Source organism: Ochrobactrum sp. 19YEA23 (assembly GCF_029909865.1).
GTDB classification, from domain to species: Bacteria; Pseudomonadota; Alphaproteobacteria; order Rhizobiales; family Rhizobiaceae; genus Brucella; species Brucella gambitense.
The window spans coordinates 16,192-30,927 of record NZ_JASAMQ010000016.1 but is presented as its reverse complement, the minus strand read 5'-3'; the positions used below and the strand labels follow the sequence as shown (position 1 = coordinate 30,927).

Genomic DNA, 14,736 nt, shown 5'->3' with positions numbered 1-14,736 from the left:
TTTTTTAAATACAGCAAACGCTAATAAAAAAATACAAACAAGGGCATCCATCAAAGAACTGAAATTTATTCTTAAGTCGTCAATTAATGTTTATCCCCAGATATCATCACCTCGCGAAGACGCCTGCCCGCTTGAAGCCATTTTAGACCATTATTACCTGTTACTAATGAGAATGAAGGCTTGGTCTGAAAAAGGCGAAGTGCGATCCTGTGACCATGCCATTCGAGCGGTTCCAGCCGGAAATCAGGCTGCTGGCGCTCAATTTGTTGTTTTGCATTTCCAACGCCAGGCCCTTCGACACGTGTGCTGGCAATGTCCTCGCGGAGAATTTCGATGCGCCACCAGTTCGACCTTTTTGCTCCCGCTGCAAAGGCAGGAGAAGAACGGGCGGAGCTGCGTCCTGCCCGCGCGAAGCCCAAGCGGGACATCGGCGCAGCACCTGCTTTGAACGAAGCGGAAATGGTGCGTCAGTTGAAGGATAGCGGGCGCTATCGCATTTTGCGCCGCCTTGATCCCCTTCCCGTCGTGCCCGATGCCGACACACAAGCATTTCCGCGTCTTGGCGTCGTGGTGGATACGGAAACCACCGGATTGAATGCCGCGCAGGAAGAAATCATCGAAATCGGTGCCGTGGCGTTCCGCTATGCCGATGATGGCGCAATTGGCGATGTCTGCGCCACTTTCGGCGCCTTGCAGGAACCGTCAAAGCCGATCCCGACGGACATTACGCGCATCACCGGCATCACCGACGAGATGGTGAAGGGCCAGACAATTCCGCTGGCGGAGCTTGAAGCATTGATTGCGGATGCTGATCTGATCATCGCGCATAATGCCGGTTTCGACCGTCCGTTTCTGGAGCGGTTTTCGCCGGTCTTCGCCAACAAACCATGGGCCTGTTCGGTCAAGGAAATCGACTGGACGGCGCGGGGCTTCGAAGGCACCAAGCTTGGCTATCTGATTGGCCAGAGCGGCTATTTCCATAATGGACACCGCGCCGAGGATGACTGTCAGGCGCTGCTCGCTGTGCTGAAGGAACAGTCGGGCGACACCACACCCTTTGCCGAACTGCTGCAAGCCAGCCAGAAATCGCGCCTGCGCATCTATGCCGAGAACAGCCCTTTCGAGATGAAGGACAAGCTGAAGGAGCGTCGCTATCGCTGGTCGGACGGCAGCGACGGTCGCCCGAAATCATGGTGGACCGAGATTGGCGAAGATGAACTCGACGCCGAACTCGAATATCTGCGCACCGAGATTTACCCATGGCGCGATGCCGAGCCGCTGATCCAGAAGCTCACCGCCGTGGATCGCTATAAGGAACGCGCACCACTCAGGCCCGGTAAATAGAAAAGGCCGCGTTCAGCGGCCTTTTTCTTGCGACGCGAATGATTCCGTCTATGGGTAGCCGAAAATGGTGGCGCTCGAGAACCGGAGCGGAGTGTACTTAACGTACATGAGCACCGGAAGCACAGAGCGACGCCATTTGCAGGCAGCCAGAGGCGGAATCTAGAAAACCGGCCAAGGGCGCTGCGCTGGCCGCATCTCTTCATAAGCCTGCGCCAGTCGCAACACACCCAGATCGTCGAAACGCTGGCCGAAAATCTGCAAGCCGATTGGCAGTCCCGTCGATGTATAACCGCAATTGATCGAGATCGCCGGTTGTTCCGACATGTTCATCGCAACGGTGAAGGCGATGTGCTCGAAAGGACGCTGCGGATCATTGACCGGCGATGCCCATTCCGCCGGATAGGTCGGCATAGGCGCGGTCGGCGAAATGATGAAGTCGAAATCCTTCGACGCGGCGAGCGCCGCATGGCGCATCGCATCGATCTGTGCGAAGCCGGAATAGACCTCCTCGCCGTTCAGACCTTCGGCGGTTTCAGTCCACTGATAGATGTAAGGCAGGATTTTCGCGCGGTTTTCCGGCGTCATCTTCTTCACATCCGCCCAGGACCGTGCACGCCAGAAGCGGTCTAGACCGTCGATCATGGTGCGATTGAGAAATGGGGCGACCGGCTCGACAATTGCGCCCGCATCAGCAAAAAGCTTGGCCGCTGCCCCTACCGCAGCGCGGGTTTCATCGCCGGTCGGCTCACCGAAACCGGCATCGAGCCACAGACCGATCTTCAGACCCTTGACGTCGATATCAAGGTTCATCCAGTCAATGTCCTGATAGGGCAAGCTCATGGCGTCGCGGCGGTCAGGTCGCGACAGCACCGACATGTAAAGCGCACTGTCAGCAACCGTGCGGGTCATCGGACCGGCAACACGGCCGAGAAATGCCGGATCAATCGGAATACGCCCGAAGGACGGCTTCAGGCCGACGAGACCGCACCAGCCGGCAGGCAGGCGAATGGAGCCGCCAATATCGGTGCCGATATGCAAAGGACCGTAACCGGCGGCACCGGCGCTGCCCGCACCGGCGCTCGAACCGCCCGGATTGGTGTTCAAATCCCACGGATTGCGGGCAAGCTTATGGAAGCTCGACAGGCCCGACGACAGCATGCCGAGATCAGGCATGGTCGTCTTGGCGAGCAGCACGCCGCCAGCCTCACGCGTGCGGGCCGCAGGCGGTGCGTCAGCGGCGGCTGGCTTCAGCGGCAGCGCCGCGCAGCCCAGTGGAACCGCAGTGCCTTCGGTCGCGATATTTTCCTTGATCGTCAGCGGCACACCATCGATGGGACCCGCAGGCTCACCCTTCGACCAGCGCGCTTCCGAGGCCTTGGCCGCCGCCCGCGCTGCATCGGGATCGTAAGCCCAAAGCGCATTCAGCTTCGGCTCATAGGCTTCGATGCGCGTGATGACAGCTTCCGTGACCTCGACCGGCGAAAGCGACTTCGCCTGATAGGCGGCCACGAGTTCGACGGCTGACAAATCGGCAAGATTCGACATTGGATATTTCCTCAAATCACTCAGGCAATTTCAGTGTGGAATCGGATCGCCGCGCTCGCTTGCGGCGACCGGAGAAAGGCTTTGGCACGGCGTCGACCAGCGCCCGCGTATAGTCATGCTGCGGATTGTCGAACACCGCATTGGTCGGCCCATGCTCGACAATATTGCCGCGATAGATCACCGCAACACGATCGGTAATCGCGCGCACCACGCCGAGGTCATGGCTGATGAAAAGATAGGACAGACCGAACTTTTCCTGCAAATCCATCATCAGGTTCAAGACCTGCGCCTGAATGGAAACGTCAAGCGCAGAGACCGGCTCGTCGGCGACAATCAGCGCCGGTTTGGTGATCAGGGCGCGCGCAATGGCAATGCGCTGGCGCTGCCCGCCGGAGAATTCATGCGGATATTTTTCCGCCGATGCTTTGGGCAGGCCAACCGCTTCCAGCACTTCCGCAACGCGGTCGTCGCGGTCCTTGGCGCTGGTGCCGCTTTCCAGCGACACAATCGGCTCGGAAATGATGCGTTTGACCGTATGGCGCGGATCAAGCGAGCCGTAAGGGTCCTGAAAGATTGCCTGAAAGCCTTTGCGCGCTTCACGCAGGCCCGAGCGATCCAGCGCATAGATATCCTGACCGTTGATGAGAATCTGACCCGATTGCGGACGTTCCAGCCCCATCACGGCACGCGCCAGCGTGGATTTGCCGGAACCGCTTTCGCCGACGATGCCAAGGCTTTGCCCTGCTTCGATCTCGACATTTACACCATGCAGAACCCGCAATGCACTCGTCCGCGAGAAAAAGGATGCGCGCGGAAGCTGATATTCGCGCACCACATCGCGCACCTGTAAAATCATCTTGCTCATGAAACCACCTCGCCTTCGCGCGGATGCAGGCAGGCGGCGCGATGCACGATACCGTCATTCTCGGCAATGAAATCGAGACCCGGTATCGCCTGTCGGCAGTCGTCCTGCACAAAGGCGCAACGGTCGGCAAAGGTGCAATAAGGCGGGCGCGCCAGCGGATCCGGCACGACACCCGGAATAGCGGCAAGGCGCTGACGCCCAGTGCCATGGTTGCGCACCAGTGCCGCACCATGGGGCGAGGCTGCAAACAAGCCACGGGCATAGGGATGCGCCATGCGCTGAAAGACTGCTTCCGTGCGGCCCGTCTCGACAATGCGGCCCGCATACATGACGGCAATCCGGTCGGTCATTTCCGACACCACGCCGAGATCATGCGTAATCAGCATCAGGGCGGTGCCGGTTTCGTCGATCAACTCGTCCATCAGATCGAGGATCTGCGCCTGCACGGTCACATCAAGCGCCGTTGTCGGCTCATCGGCGATCAGCAGGTCGGGCTCGCAGGCAATCGCCATCGCGATCATCACGCGCTGGCGTTGCCCGCCGGAAAGCTGGTGCGGGTAAAGATCGAGATTGAAGCGCGGCGCAGGCAGCCCCACACGATCCAGAAGCCCGCGCGCCTTGCGCTCTGCATCGGCGCGGCTTTCACCCAGATGCAGACGGCGGCCTTCGGCAATCTGCGCGCCGATGGACTTGACCGGATTGAGCGCCGTCATCGGTTCCTGAAAGATCATCGCCATGCGCCGTCCGCGCATCTTGCAGAGTTCCGTTTCAGGCTTGTTCGCCAGATCCTCCCCGTCAAAACGCAAGCTACCGCGCACGCGCATGCGATCAGGCAGCAGGCCCATGGCGGCAAGTGCCGTGATCGACTTGCCGCTGCCGGATTCGCCCACAATGCCGAGGCGCTCACCACGGTTCAGCGTCAGCGTAATGCCGGAGACAATATCCGCCGAACGAGCGCCGAAGGGCAGCTCGACGGACATATTGTCCATTTCAAGAAGAGGCGTTTTGGGCAAGGGAGTGATCATCTTTGCCTCCTGACGCGCGGGTCGAGCACATCGCGCAATCCGTCACCCAGCATGTTGAGACCAAGCACGGCAAACGTAATAGCGAGGCCGGGGAAAATGGCGAGCCATGGCGCGTCGTAAATAAAGGTCTGTGCGTCGTTGAGCATCTTGCCCCAGCTTGGCATCGGCGGCTGGGTGCCAAGCCCGACATAGGAAAGGCCCGCTTCGGCAACGATAGCCAGCGCAAACTGGATCGTCGCCTGCACGATCAGCACATGGTTGATATTGGGCAGCACATGCAAAAGCGTGATCGACACATCGCCACGCCCTGCGCAACGGGCTGCCTGCACATATTCCCGCTTCCAAAGCCCCAGCGATGCGCCGCGCGTGACACGCGCAAACACAGGAATGTTGAAAATGCCGATGGCGATCATCGCATTGACCGCACCGGGACCGAAAACAGCCGTGATGATCACCGCCGTCAGAAGCGCCGGAAAGGCGAAGGCCAGATCGGTCATGCGCATGACGAAACCGTCCACCATGCCGCCGCGTGCAGCCGCGAAAGCGCCCAGCGGAATGCCGATCCCCGCACCGACAAGCACGGCGATGATCGACACCGCGATGGAATTGCGCGCGCCGACCATGATCATGGAAAACACATCGCGACCGAAATTATCCGTGCCGAACAGATGATTGAGGCTTGGCCCCTGCAACTTGTCGCGGAAATTCATGGCCGTCGGCGAATAGGGCGTCCACAAAAAGGAGATGAGCGCCATCGCGACGAGAACAACCGTAATCAGCGTGCCGATGGTCAGGCTGCGGCTCAAAAGCACCGTTCGGAAAAAGCCGGGCTTCGGCAGGATTTGCGTGTCGGTCATCGGCTGCCTCCCGTCGAAAGGCGCGGATCGATGAAACCATAGACAAGGTCAACGATGAAATTGACCGCGATCACGGAAGCGGCAAGCAGCGTCACCAGCGACTGCACGGTGACGAGATCGCGCTGCGCGATGGCCTGAAACACCAGCCTTCCCAGGCCGGGCAGATTGAAGACGTTTTCGATGATGATGGTTCCCGCTAGCAGAAAGGAGAATTGCAGGCCGATAATGGTGACAACTGGGATCAGCGCATTGGGCACCGCATGACGCCAAAGTGCCGCCTTGCGTGTCAGGCCCTTGGCGCGCGCGGTCCGCACAAAATCCTCACCCAATGTTTCGATGACGGCAGAGCGCGTCACGCGGGCAAGAATGGCGGCAAGCGGCAGCGCAAGCGCCAATGCTGGCAGGAACAGCGAGCGGATACCGTTCCAGAAGCTGCCTTCCCACCCCGCAAAGCCCGAGGCCGGAAACCAGCCGAGCTGCAAGGCAAACAGCAGGATCAAGAGCAGGCCAAGCCAGAAATTCGGGATAGCCACGCCAACCTGCGCCACGCCCATGGACAGCACGTCGCCGGTTTTGCCGCGTTTGGACGCCGCATATACGCCGACCGGAATGGCAACCGCGACCGACAAAACCATCGACAAAAGTGCCAGCGGCAGCGTGACCATGATGCGCGGACCGAGCAATTCGCTGATCGGCACGGAATAGGTGTAACTCGTGCCGAAATCGCCTTTAAGAAAGCCGCCGATCCATGTGAGATAGCGCCACCAGATCGGCTGGTCGAGACCGAGCTGGGTATGGAGCGCAGCCAATGTTTCAGGCTGCGCATTGATGCCGAGGATCACCGCCGCCGGATCGCCCGGCAGAACCTGCATCAGCAGAAAGACGATGACGGAAGCCGCAAGCGTCGTCAGCAAGAGCGAGACCAACCGCCCGGATATATAAGCCAGCAAAACGACCTCCTTGAAAAGACGGATATCCGCTTTCCACATTCCAACTCGCCGCACGCTCTCCCCTTATGTTTATGGAGCGCACGGCCATTCTTGTTGTTCGCCGCCCCTTTGCCAAAGCGCCGGGGCGGAGGTTTTTATTCGGCCCAGTAAGCCTGGGTCAGATCATCAGCCGGGATCGGCATGTTCTTCCACAGACCCTTGACGTTTTTGTTCCAGACGCCGATTTTCGGCAGCGCATAGAGGAAGACATTCGGTTCGTCGGCGGCCAGTTTTTCCTGCAACTTCTTGACGAGTTCCAGCTGTTCCTCGTCGCTGCCAGCCTCGGCATAGGCCTTGTAGAGCGCCTTATAATCCGGGCTGTTATAGTTGAAGTAGTATTTGTCGCGGGCATAGATATCGAGATCGCGCGCTTCGGTGTGGGCGATGATCGTCGCGTCGAAATCCGACCGCTTGAACACCTGATCCAGCCACTGCGCAAACTCGATCGGCACGAGATTGACCTGAATGCCGACCTCGGCCAGCATCGCCGCGATGATCTCGCCGCCGCGACGTGCATAGGCGGGCGGCGGAAGCGTGATGGTGATCGATGTGCCTGCCGGTACACCCGCCTCTTCCAGAAGCTGCTTGGCCTTGGCCGGATCATACGGATAGGTCTGCGAGAGATCGACATAGCCCGGATCGACCGGCGAATAATGCGAACCGATTGGCGTGCCGAAGCCCGAATAGGTGCCTTCGATCAGCGCCTTGCTGTCGATGGCATGGGCCAGCGCCTGACGCACCTTCACATTGTCGAAAGGCGCTTTGGCGTTGTTCAGCGACAGGATGACCTTGCCTGCCGTATCGCCAACTTCGACCTGCAACTTGTCGTCGCTCTTGAAGCGGCTGATCAGCTCCGGGGCCTGGAACATCGGGAATACGTCAATGTCACCCGCAAGGATGGCGGCGGCTGCAGCCGACGGATCGCTGACGAAACGGAACGTGACGGCAGAGAGCTTTGCAGGCTCACCCCAATAATCCGCATTGCGTTCCAGCTCGACGCGGTCACCCTGCACCCAGCGCTTGAACTTGAACGGACCCGTGCCAACCGGCTTGGTCTTGTTGTCGCCAGCCGAATTCGGCGCGACCATCACCGCATCGCCCCAGCCCATATTGAACAGGAAGTTCGAGGTCGGGCGCTTCAGCGAGACAACGGCTGTCGCCGGGTCTGGGCATTGCGTGCTTTCAATCGGCGCAAACAGGCCCTTCTGCGCATTGGTGGAATCCGGAGCGACAGCGCGCTCATAGGAGAATTTCACCACCGAGCAGTCGAACGGCGTGCCGTCGTGAAACTTCACGCCCTGACGCAGCTTGAACGTATAGGTCTTCTTGTCGTCGGAAACGGTCCAGCTTTCAGCCAGAAGCGGCTTCACTGTGCCGTCTTCGACTATGCGCACCAGACCTTCATAAAGGTTGGCATAGGTAACCTGCCGGATACCGGCGGCGGCATTGGCGGTCGGGTCCAGACCCGGAGGCTCCAGCACTTCGCCGACCACCAGCGTGTCCTTCGCAAAAGCACCGTTGATCGATGCCAGCATCGCAGCCGTTATAAGCCCGGCTTTCAGTAAGTTACCCATGGGCTCCCCTTATCCCTTTTGATTTAAATCGAACGCCCGCCATCCACGTCGAGCGCAACCCCCGTAATCATAGAGGCAGCAGGCGAGCAAAGGAAAGCCGCCGCTTCAGCCAGATCATCAGGTTTCAACAGGCGGCCCATCGGGATGGAATCGCGGAACTTCTTGCGAATTTCTTCGGTGTCCTCACCCATGAATGTGGTGAGAAGCGGCGTTTCACCGGCAACCGGGTTCAGCGCCACAACGCGGATTTTCGACGGTGCGAGTTCAATGGCGAGCGCCTTCGTCACCGAAACAACCCAGCCCTTGGTGGCATTGTACCAGGCAAGGTTCGGACGCGGGCGACCAGCGCCAGTCGAAGCGACGTTCAGAATGACGCCTTCGCCATTCTTTTTCATGTGCGGAATGAGCTTGCGCGTCATCAGATAGACGCCACGCACATTGACGCCGAGAATGCGATCGAACTCTTCCGGCTCCACCAGCTCGGCGTTTTGCGGCTTGTGACCGATGCCGGCATTGTTGATCAGAATATCGACCTTGCCGAATTTCGACAAAGCAGCTTCCACCGCTGCATCAACATCGACTTCCCTGGAAATATCGGCAGCCACGGCCAGCGCTGCATCGCCGATTTCGCCTGCGACGCGCTCAGCGCCTGCCTTGTCGCGGTCAACAATGACGACCTTTGCGCCGCCGTCAGCAAAGCGCTTTGCCATGCCTTCGCCAAACCCCGAACCTGCTCCCGTGATGAGCGCGACCTTACCTTCAAGCGACACTGCAATTCTCCCAAATGCTATTTTCATCGCATTTTCAGACGGGAAACCGGTTCCCGCTTCCCTGAAAATGCTGTTTTATCCGTGCCAGACCGAGATGGTCTTCAGCGAGGCAAACCCGTAAAGCGCCTCAAAACCCTTTTCGCGGCCATGGCCGGATTTCTTCACGCCGCCGAACGGCAATTCGATACCGCCGCCAGCGCCGTAGTTATTGATGAAGACCTGCCCGGAATGGATGGCCCGCGCCAGGCGGAACTGACGTCCGCCATCATTGGTCCAGATGCCGCAGACGAGGCCGTATGACGTCCCATTGGCAATCGCGATGGCTTCTTCTTCCGTGTCGAAAGGCAGGATAACCTGCACCGGGCCAAAGATTTCCTCCTGCGCCAGACGATGATCGGCAGGTACGTCGCGGATCAGCGTCGGCAGCACATAGGCCCCGCCTTCCGGCGCGTCTTCGGTCAGCACACCTTGCGCGGCAATGGCCAGCCCGCTTTCCTTCGCCAGATCGAGATAGCTTTCAACAATCGCCTTCTGGCGCTGTGACACCACCGGACCGACCGACGGATCGGCGCTGGCCGGGCCAACTTTCAACGCGCGGTAGCGTTCGCTCATGCGCGCGACGACATCTTCATAAATGCTGCGCTCAACGAGAATGCGCGACGAAGCCGAGCATGTCTGACCGGCATTCTGAATGCCCGCATTGACCAGAAACGGCAAAGCGCGGTCGAGATCGGCATCGGCGAAAACGATCTGCGGCGATTTTCCGCCAAGTTCCAGCGTCACCGGCACCGTGTTCTTTGCCGCTGCGGCTTGTACCGCTTCACCCGTGCGCACCGACCCCGTGAACGAGATGTGGTTGACATCGGGATGTTCGGAAAGTGCGGCACCGGCTTCCGCGCCAAGCCCGGTGACGACATTGAGCGCGCCGACCGGCAGACCAGCTTTTTCGGCAATACGCGCAAATTCGAGAATGGTCAGGCAGGCTTCTTCGGCAGGCTTGACCACGGCTGCATTGCCCATAGCCAGTGCTGCGCCGAGGCTGCGACCCAGAATCTGCATCGGATAGTTCCACGGAATGATATGGCCCGTGACGCCATGCGGCTCATAGATCGACAGAACCGTAAAGCCGTTCTGATAGGGCAGCGTGTCGCCATGCACCTTGTCGGCGGATGCGCCGTAAAATTCGAGATAACGCGCCAGCGCCACCACATCGGCGCGGGCTTGGCCGACCGGCTTGCCGACATCCTTCGATTCCAGATCGGTCAGGAGATCGATGTTCTTCAACACCTCTTCCGAAACGCGATGCAGCACACGGCCACGTTCGGTTGCGGTCAGCTTGCCCCAATCACCGGAAAGCGACTTGCGGGCGGCCGCCACAGCCTGATCGATATCGGCCTTGGCGCCGCGCGCGATCAGCGCCAGATCGCTGCCATCGGAAGGGTTCTTGAGGGTGATATGCTCGCCGCCAGCCGCATCCTGCCACTGACCCGCGATGAAATTGCCATAACGGAGCAAGCCCGCTCCTCCCGTCTGGTTCTCATGCTTCATCTTCATTCTCCCGAAGAGGCTGTTCCGCCTCCAATCTTGCCGTGGTGGCGCGGATATGCGCCCGCGCCAGCCGCTCAGCCTGTTCACCATCGCGCGCGGCAATGGCCTCAACGATAGCGCCATGTTCGCGGATGGCGTCGCGCGCACGGTCTACCGACAGCGAAAAGGACGGCGCAAAAACCTGCGATGTCATGCGCAACAGCGGCACGAAGGCAATCAGCGAGGCATTGCCTGCGGTGTTCATCACCGCCATATGAAAATCGACATTGGACTGGGTGTAGGCTTTGGGATCCCACAGATCGACCACTGCCGACTGGCCCGCAACATGCGTGCGCAATCTGGCGATATCCGCATCGCTCGCCCGCTCGGCGGCAAAGCGCGCAGCCACACCGTCCAGCACTTCACGCACGGCATAGGCATCGATCAGGCGGGTGAGATCGGCGGAGGCGACACGCACCCCCCGGCCCGGCAGATGGATGACCAGCCCGTCACGTTCCAGAACACGCAAGGCTTCACGCAAAGGCGTGCGGCTGATGCCGAATTCGGTGGCGATATGCTCCTGCCGGAGGATCGCGCCCGGCGCATAAACGCCCGCATAGATTCGCTCCCGAAGCGCCTCTGCCACTTCGTCCAGCAACCGGGTCTGACTACGCCATTCATAAGCCGACAATCGAAAAGCCTCCCAACTTTTCTCAAACTATATCCTGGATACAAAATCGGTCAATCCGATTTTCGGCGACTTTTCTGAAAAGATGAAAGCCTGTTGACGACCGATCATTTTGGGAAAGGCAGACAGAAAGTAAGGATCATTCCGGAGGACGAAACGTTTCCGATCCCGCTTCGAATGGTGATCATCAGTTTTCGACGGTTTCGGCCAGTATCCCCGCCAGTTGCCTGATCTGTTCGGGGCCATGATCCATGTGCCGGATGACGATTTCCATCGGCTCGACCGCAGGCAGGCCCGCAAGCTCCGGTACGGCGCGGTGGGTGGGCAATATAACGCGCGTCGGCAACAGGCTGACGCCAAGCCCCTCCGCAACGGCGCTTTGAATGCTCACCAGACTGGAACTGGTGAACACCACATGCCACGGCCTGCCGATCCGGTCGAGCACCTCCATCATGTCGCTGCGATAAAGCCCGTTCGGCGGAAAGGCGACCAGCGGCAGGGGTTCAAGCCGCGACATCGAAGACACCGGAAAATCCGCACTTTCAAGCCAGGTCAAGGGCTCGGGCCAGCGCATTTTGCCGACCGTCTCGCCGCGCTTTTGCTTGACCATCACGAGATCGAAATCACCCGTCTCAAAACCTTTCTGCAAGTCGCGGCTGAGACCGCTTGTCACTTCCAGTTTGATATTCGGATGCTCCCGCATGAAAGCGGCCAAGGCAGGCGTGACCAACCGCGACGCGAAATCTTCCGGCAGCCCCAGACGAAACACCGTCGCAAGCGCGCTGCCGGTCATGGCCGCGGCAGCTTCGTCATGCAGATGCAGCATGCGCCGCGCATAGCCAAGCAGCTTTTCCCCGGCATCGGTGGGCCGCACATCGCGGCGCGCCCGCTCCAGCAAGGCCTGCCCCGCCACCTCTTCCAGCCGCAATATTTTCTGACTGATGGTCGACTGCGTCGAATGCAATTGCTGCGCCGCAACCGTGAAGCTGCGGCTGTCGACAACGGTGACGAAGGCCCGCATCAAATCGAGATTGAACATAGTATTCATAAATCCACTGAATATCAGTTCAACATTTAATTTTCAAATATAACGGCCAGGCTGTATGAAAACGATCAACCAAGGAGGGCCGCAAATGCGCCGAACACTATTCAGCTTGAGTGCCTTGGCATTGATTGCAGGAGCGATTGTCATGAGCGAACCCACCTTGCCCGGCCATCAGGCCATCGCACAAACCGCAACCGGCCTTATCGAAGCAGCCAGCAGCGGCAACCTCGCCGCCGTGAATGCCGCCATCAAGGCCGGAGCCGATCTTGAAGCACGCGGCAAAAATGGCGAAACGGCCCTGCTCGCCGCGACCCACGCCAATCACATCGATGTTGCGCGCGCCTTGATCGAGGCGGGTGCGAATGTGAATGCCAAGGACGCGATCCATGACAGCCCCTATCTTTATGCGGGCGCGCGCGGCCATCTCGAAATCCTGAAACTGACGCTGGCCCATGGCGCGGACCTGAAAAGCACCAACCGTTATGGCGGAACGGCGCTGATCCCGGCTTCCGAGCGCGGCCATGTCGAGACGGTGCGCACGCTGATCGCGGCAGGCGTGAATGTCGATCACGTCAACAAGCTTCACTGGACCGCCTTGCTGGAAGCCGTCATTCTGGGCGATGGCGGCGAACGCCATGTTGAAATCGTCAGGCAGTTGATCGATGCCGGTGCCGATGTAAACCTTGCCGACAAGGACGGCGTGACGCCATTGCAGCATGCGCGCCAGCGCGGCTTTGCGCCAATGGTCGCCCTTCTTGAAAAGGCAGGCGCGAAATGAGCACCGACCGCGCCTTTCTCGATCAGGCCATAGCGCTTGCCTTCGACAATATCGAACAGGGCGGGCGTCCGTTCGGCGCGGTGGTGGTCAAGGACGGAGACGTCATTGCCATCGGCGTCAACCGCATGCAGGCCGAATGCGACCCGACCGCCCATGCCGAATTGCTGGCGCTGCGTGCAGCGGGTAAGGCCCTGCAATCGCCGCGTCTCGACGGTTGCGCCGTCTATGCCAGCGGCCAGCCCTGCCCGATGTGCTTTGCGGCCATGCGCATGGCGGGCGTCGACAAGATCCTGTTCGCCAATTCCAACGAACAGGCCGAACCCTATGGCCTTTCCACCGCCAAAATCGCCGCTGAGCTGGCCAAGCCCGTCAGCGCGCAGACCGGTATCCGCTTTGAACATTATCCATCGGAAGAAGGCGAGCGCCTCCTTCGCGCATGGCAGGATCGCAGCGGCACACAATAAAGTCTCACCATGCAGAACAACCATGCCAGCACCGGCGGCAACCAGACCGCACCCATTGCTCTTGTCACGCTCGTCGCCCTGATCGGCCTCAACTTGCGGCCTTTCCTGACGGGACCGGGGCCGGTTCTGTCAGATATTGCCGCCGATACCGGCATGGGTTTCGGTGCGCTTTCGCTGCTGACCTTTCTGCCCATGCTGCTGATGGGGCTTGGCGCTTTCGTCGCCCCGCGCATCCAGTCGCTTTTCGGCACACGCCGCAGCATGTTTGCAGCACTTGCAATCCTTGCAGCCGGATCGGCCCTGCGCGGTATCGTGCCGGACGGCCTGTCGCTGATCATCACGGCCATTCTCTGCGGCGCTGGCGTTGCCATGATACAGGCGCTGATGCCCGGCCTCATCAAGGCCAGATTTCCGTCGTCCATCGCCACAATCACCGGGCTTTATTCCGCAACGATCATGGGCGGCGGCGCGCTCGGCGCGCGACTGGCACCATGGTTTGCCGGTGCGGCCCATAACTGGCGCTATGCGCTCTCTTTGCTGGCCATTCCCGCCATACTCGCGCTGGTCGCAGCCGTAGCAATCCTGAAAGACGGCCCAAGCGCAACGAAAGCATCAAGCCGAAAGTCGGGCATCACAGCCACACTGCTGCGGCGTCCGCGCACATGGGCGCTGATGGCTGCATTCGGTCTCGTCAACGCCGGTTATTCCTCGATGGTCGCATGGCTTGCACCTTATTATCAGACGCTGGGGCTTGGCGCCTCGGCGACAGGCAGCCTTGTCGCCACCATGGCGATTGCGCAGGCGTTGAGCGCCTTTGGACTGCCCATGCTCGCAAGACGCAGCGTCGACCGCCGCCCGTGGCTGCTGTTCAGCCTGTTGATGCAGGCTGTCGGATTTGCCGGGCTTGCCTTCGCGCCCGATATCTCGCCCGTTCTGTGGTCGGCGATCTGCGGCGCTGGTCTCGGCGGCAGTTTCGCGCTTGCGATGATCACCTCGCTGGACCATTTGCCGAAACCGGATGAAGCAGGCGCTCTGGCCGCCATGATGCAGGGCGGCGGTTTTCTGATTGCAGCACTTGGGCCTGTGGCAACCGCGCTTCTCCATAGTATCACCGGCGGCTTTGCAGCGGGCTGGATCATGCATCTTGTACTGGTCGCGGCGATCTGCCCGCTCTATCTCAGTTTCAACCCCCGCCACTATGCGCGGGTGATGAACCTGCCCGTTTCGCCCGCAAACGGCACACAATAGCGTTACCCGATCAATTT

General features: G+C 59.9%; 14 protein-coding genes. 4 read left to right on the top strand and 10 right to left on the bottom strand.

The window, feature by feature from the left end; translation table 11 throughout:
- Positions 1-333 precede the first annotated feature (333 nt).
- Positions 334-1,344, top strand: coding sequence for a 3'-5' exonuclease (locus tag QBD01_RS24300; protein ID WP_280994891.1), 1,011 nt, complete (start codon positions 334-336; stop codon positions 1,342-1,344).
- A 159-nt stretch (positions 1,345-1,503) separates the two neighbouring features.
- Here the strand turns inward: QBD01_RS24300 and QBD01_RS24295 are convergent, their stop codons facing one another.
- From QBD01_RS24295 to QBD01_RS24250, 10 genes are all read right to left on the bottom strand, one after another.
- Positions 1,504-2,889 (bottom strand): amidase, encoded by a 1,386-nt coding sequence (locus QBD01_RS24295; RefSeq protein ID WP_280994890.1) that lies wholly within the window; start codon positions 2,887-2,889, stop codon positions 1,504-1,506.
- Positions 2,890-2,905: 16 nt separating this feature from the next.
- On the bottom strand, positions 2,906-3,754 hold the full coding sequence (locus tag QBD01_RS24290) for an ATP-binding cassette domain-containing protein (protein ID WP_280994889.1): 849 nt from the start codon (positions 3,752-3,754) through the stop codon (positions 2,906-2,908).
- Complete coding sequence (locus QBD01_RS24285) at positions 3,751-4,779, bottom strand: ABC transporter ATP-binding protein (protein ID WP_280994888.1); 1,029 nt, start codon at positions 4,777-4,779, stop codon at positions 3,751-3,753. The genes QBD01_RS24290 and QBD01_RS24285 overlap by 4 nt, the downstream gene beginning before the upstream one ends.
- Positions 4,776-5,636, bottom strand: coding sequence for an ABC transporter permease (locus QBD01_RS24280; protein ID WP_280994887.1), 861 nt, complete (start codon positions 5,634-5,636; stop codon positions 4,776-4,778). The genes QBD01_RS24285 and QBD01_RS24280 overlap by 4 nt, the downstream gene beginning before the upstream one ends.
- The gene (locus QBD01_RS24275) at positions 5,633-6,586 is read right to left on the bottom strand and encodes an ABC transporter permease (protein WP_280994927.1); all 954 of its coding nucleotides are present in this window, start codon (positions 6,584-6,586) and stop codon (positions 5,633-5,635) included. The genes QBD01_RS24280 and QBD01_RS24275 overlap by 4 nt, the downstream gene beginning before the upstream one ends.
- Before the next feature lie 134 nt (positions 6,587-6,720).
- Complete coding sequence (locus QBD01_RS24270; protein ID WP_280994886.1) at positions 6,721-8,199, bottom strand: ABC transporter substrate-binding protein; 1,479 nt, start codon at positions 8,197-8,199, stop codon at positions 6,721-6,723.
- 23 nt (positions 8,200-8,222) lie between these two features.
- A complete protein-coding gene (locus QBD01_RS24265; RefSeq protein ID WP_280994885.1) occupies positions 8,223-8,969 on the bottom strand; it encodes an SDR family oxidoreductase in 747 nt (248 codons plus the stop codon).
- Positions 8,970-9,044: 75 nt separating this feature from the next.
- Positions 9,045-10,517, bottom strand: coding sequence for an aldehyde dehydrogenase family protein (locus QBD01_RS24260; protein ID WP_280994884.1), 1,473 nt, complete (start codon positions 10,515-10,517; stop codon positions 9,045-9,047).
- On the bottom strand, positions 10,507-11,187 hold the full coding sequence (locus QBD01_RS24255) for a GntR family transcriptional regulator (protein ID WP_280994883.1): 681 nt from the start codon (positions 11,185-11,187) through the stop codon (positions 10,507-10,509). Before QBD01_RS24255 ends, QBD01_RS24260 begins: the two co-directional genes overlap by 11 nt.
- Positions 11,188-11,371: 184 nt before the next feature.
- Positions 11,372-12,223 carry a LysR family transcriptional regulator gene (locus QBD01_RS24250; RefSeq protein WP_280994882.1) on the bottom strand — a complete coding sequence of 284 codons (852 nt, stop codon included), beginning with the start codon at positions 12,221-12,223 and terminating at the stop codon, positions 11,372-11,374.
- A gap of 151 nt (positions 12,224-12,374) precedes the next feature.
- Here QBD01_RS24250 and QBD01_RS24245 point away from each other — a divergent pair, with 151 nt between their 5' ends.
- The 3 genes from QBD01_RS24245 to QBD01_RS24235 are packed head-to-tail and all read left to right on the top strand — an operon-like array spanning position 12,375 to position 14,719.
- On the top strand, positions 12,375-13,007 hold the full coding sequence (locus QBD01_RS24245) for an ankyrin repeat domain-containing protein (protein ID WP_280994881.1): 633 nt from the start codon (positions 12,375-12,377) through the stop codon (positions 13,005-13,007).
- Positions 13,004-13,471: a nucleoside deaminase gene (locus tag QBD01_RS24240; protein WP_280994880.1), complete on the top strand. Its 468-nt coding sequence runs from the start codon at positions 13,004-13,006 to the stop codon at positions 13,469-13,471. The genes QBD01_RS24245 and QBD01_RS24240 overlap by 4 nt, the downstream gene beginning before the upstream one ends.
- A 9-nt stretch (positions 13,472-13,480) precedes the next feature.
- The gene (locus tag QBD01_RS24235; protein WP_280994879.1) at positions 13,481-14,719 is read left to right on the top strand and encodes a cyanate transporter; all 1,239 of its coding nucleotides are present in this window, start codon (positions 13,481-13,483) and stop codon (positions 14,717-14,719) included.
- Positions 14,720-14,736 lie beyond the last annotated feature (17 nt).

Coding starts and splice junctions, on each gene's coding strand:
- QBD01_RS24300 (WP_280994891.1), top strand. CDS start 334: ATGCGCCACCAGTTCGACCTTTTTGCTCCCGCTGCAAAGGCAGGAGAA.
- QBD01_RS24295 (WP_280994890.1), bottom strand. CDS start 2,889: ATGTCGAATCTTGCCGATTTGTCAGCCGTCGAACTCGTGGCCGCCTAT.
- QBD01_RS24290 (WP_280994889.1), bottom strand. CDS start 3,754: ATGAGCAAGATGATTTTACAGGTGCGCGATGTGGTGCGCGAATATCAG.
- QBD01_RS24285 (WP_280994888.1), bottom strand. CDS start 4,779: ATGATCACTCCCTTGCCCAAAACGCCTCTTCTTGAAATGGACAATATG.
- QBD01_RS24280 (WP_280994887.1), bottom strand. CDS start 5,636: ATGACCGACACGCAAATCCTGCCGAAGCCCGGCTTTTTCCGAACGGTG.
- QBD01_RS24270 (WP_280994886.1), bottom strand. CDS start 8,199: ATGGGTAACTTACTGAAAGCCGGGCTTATAACGGCTGCGATGCTGGCA.
- QBD01_RS24260 (WP_280994884.1), bottom strand. CDS start 10,517: ATGAAGCATGAGAACCAGACGGGAGGAGCGGGCTTGCTCCGTTATGGC.
- QBD01_RS24250 (WP_280994882.1), bottom strand. CDS start 12,223: ATGTTCAATCTCGATTTGATGCGGGCCTTCGTCACCGTTGTCGACAGC.
- QBD01_RS24245 (WP_280994881.1), top strand. CDS start 12,375: ATGAGCGAACCCACCTTGCCCGGCCATCAGGCCATCGCACAAACCGCA.
- QBD01_RS24240 (WP_280994880.1), top strand. CDS start 13,004: ATGAGCACCGACCGCGCCTTTCTCGATCAGGCCATAGCGCTTGCCTTC.
- QBD01_RS24235 (WP_280994879.1), top strand. CDS start 13,481: ATGCAGAACAACCATGCCAGCACCGGCGGCAACCAGACCGCACCCATT.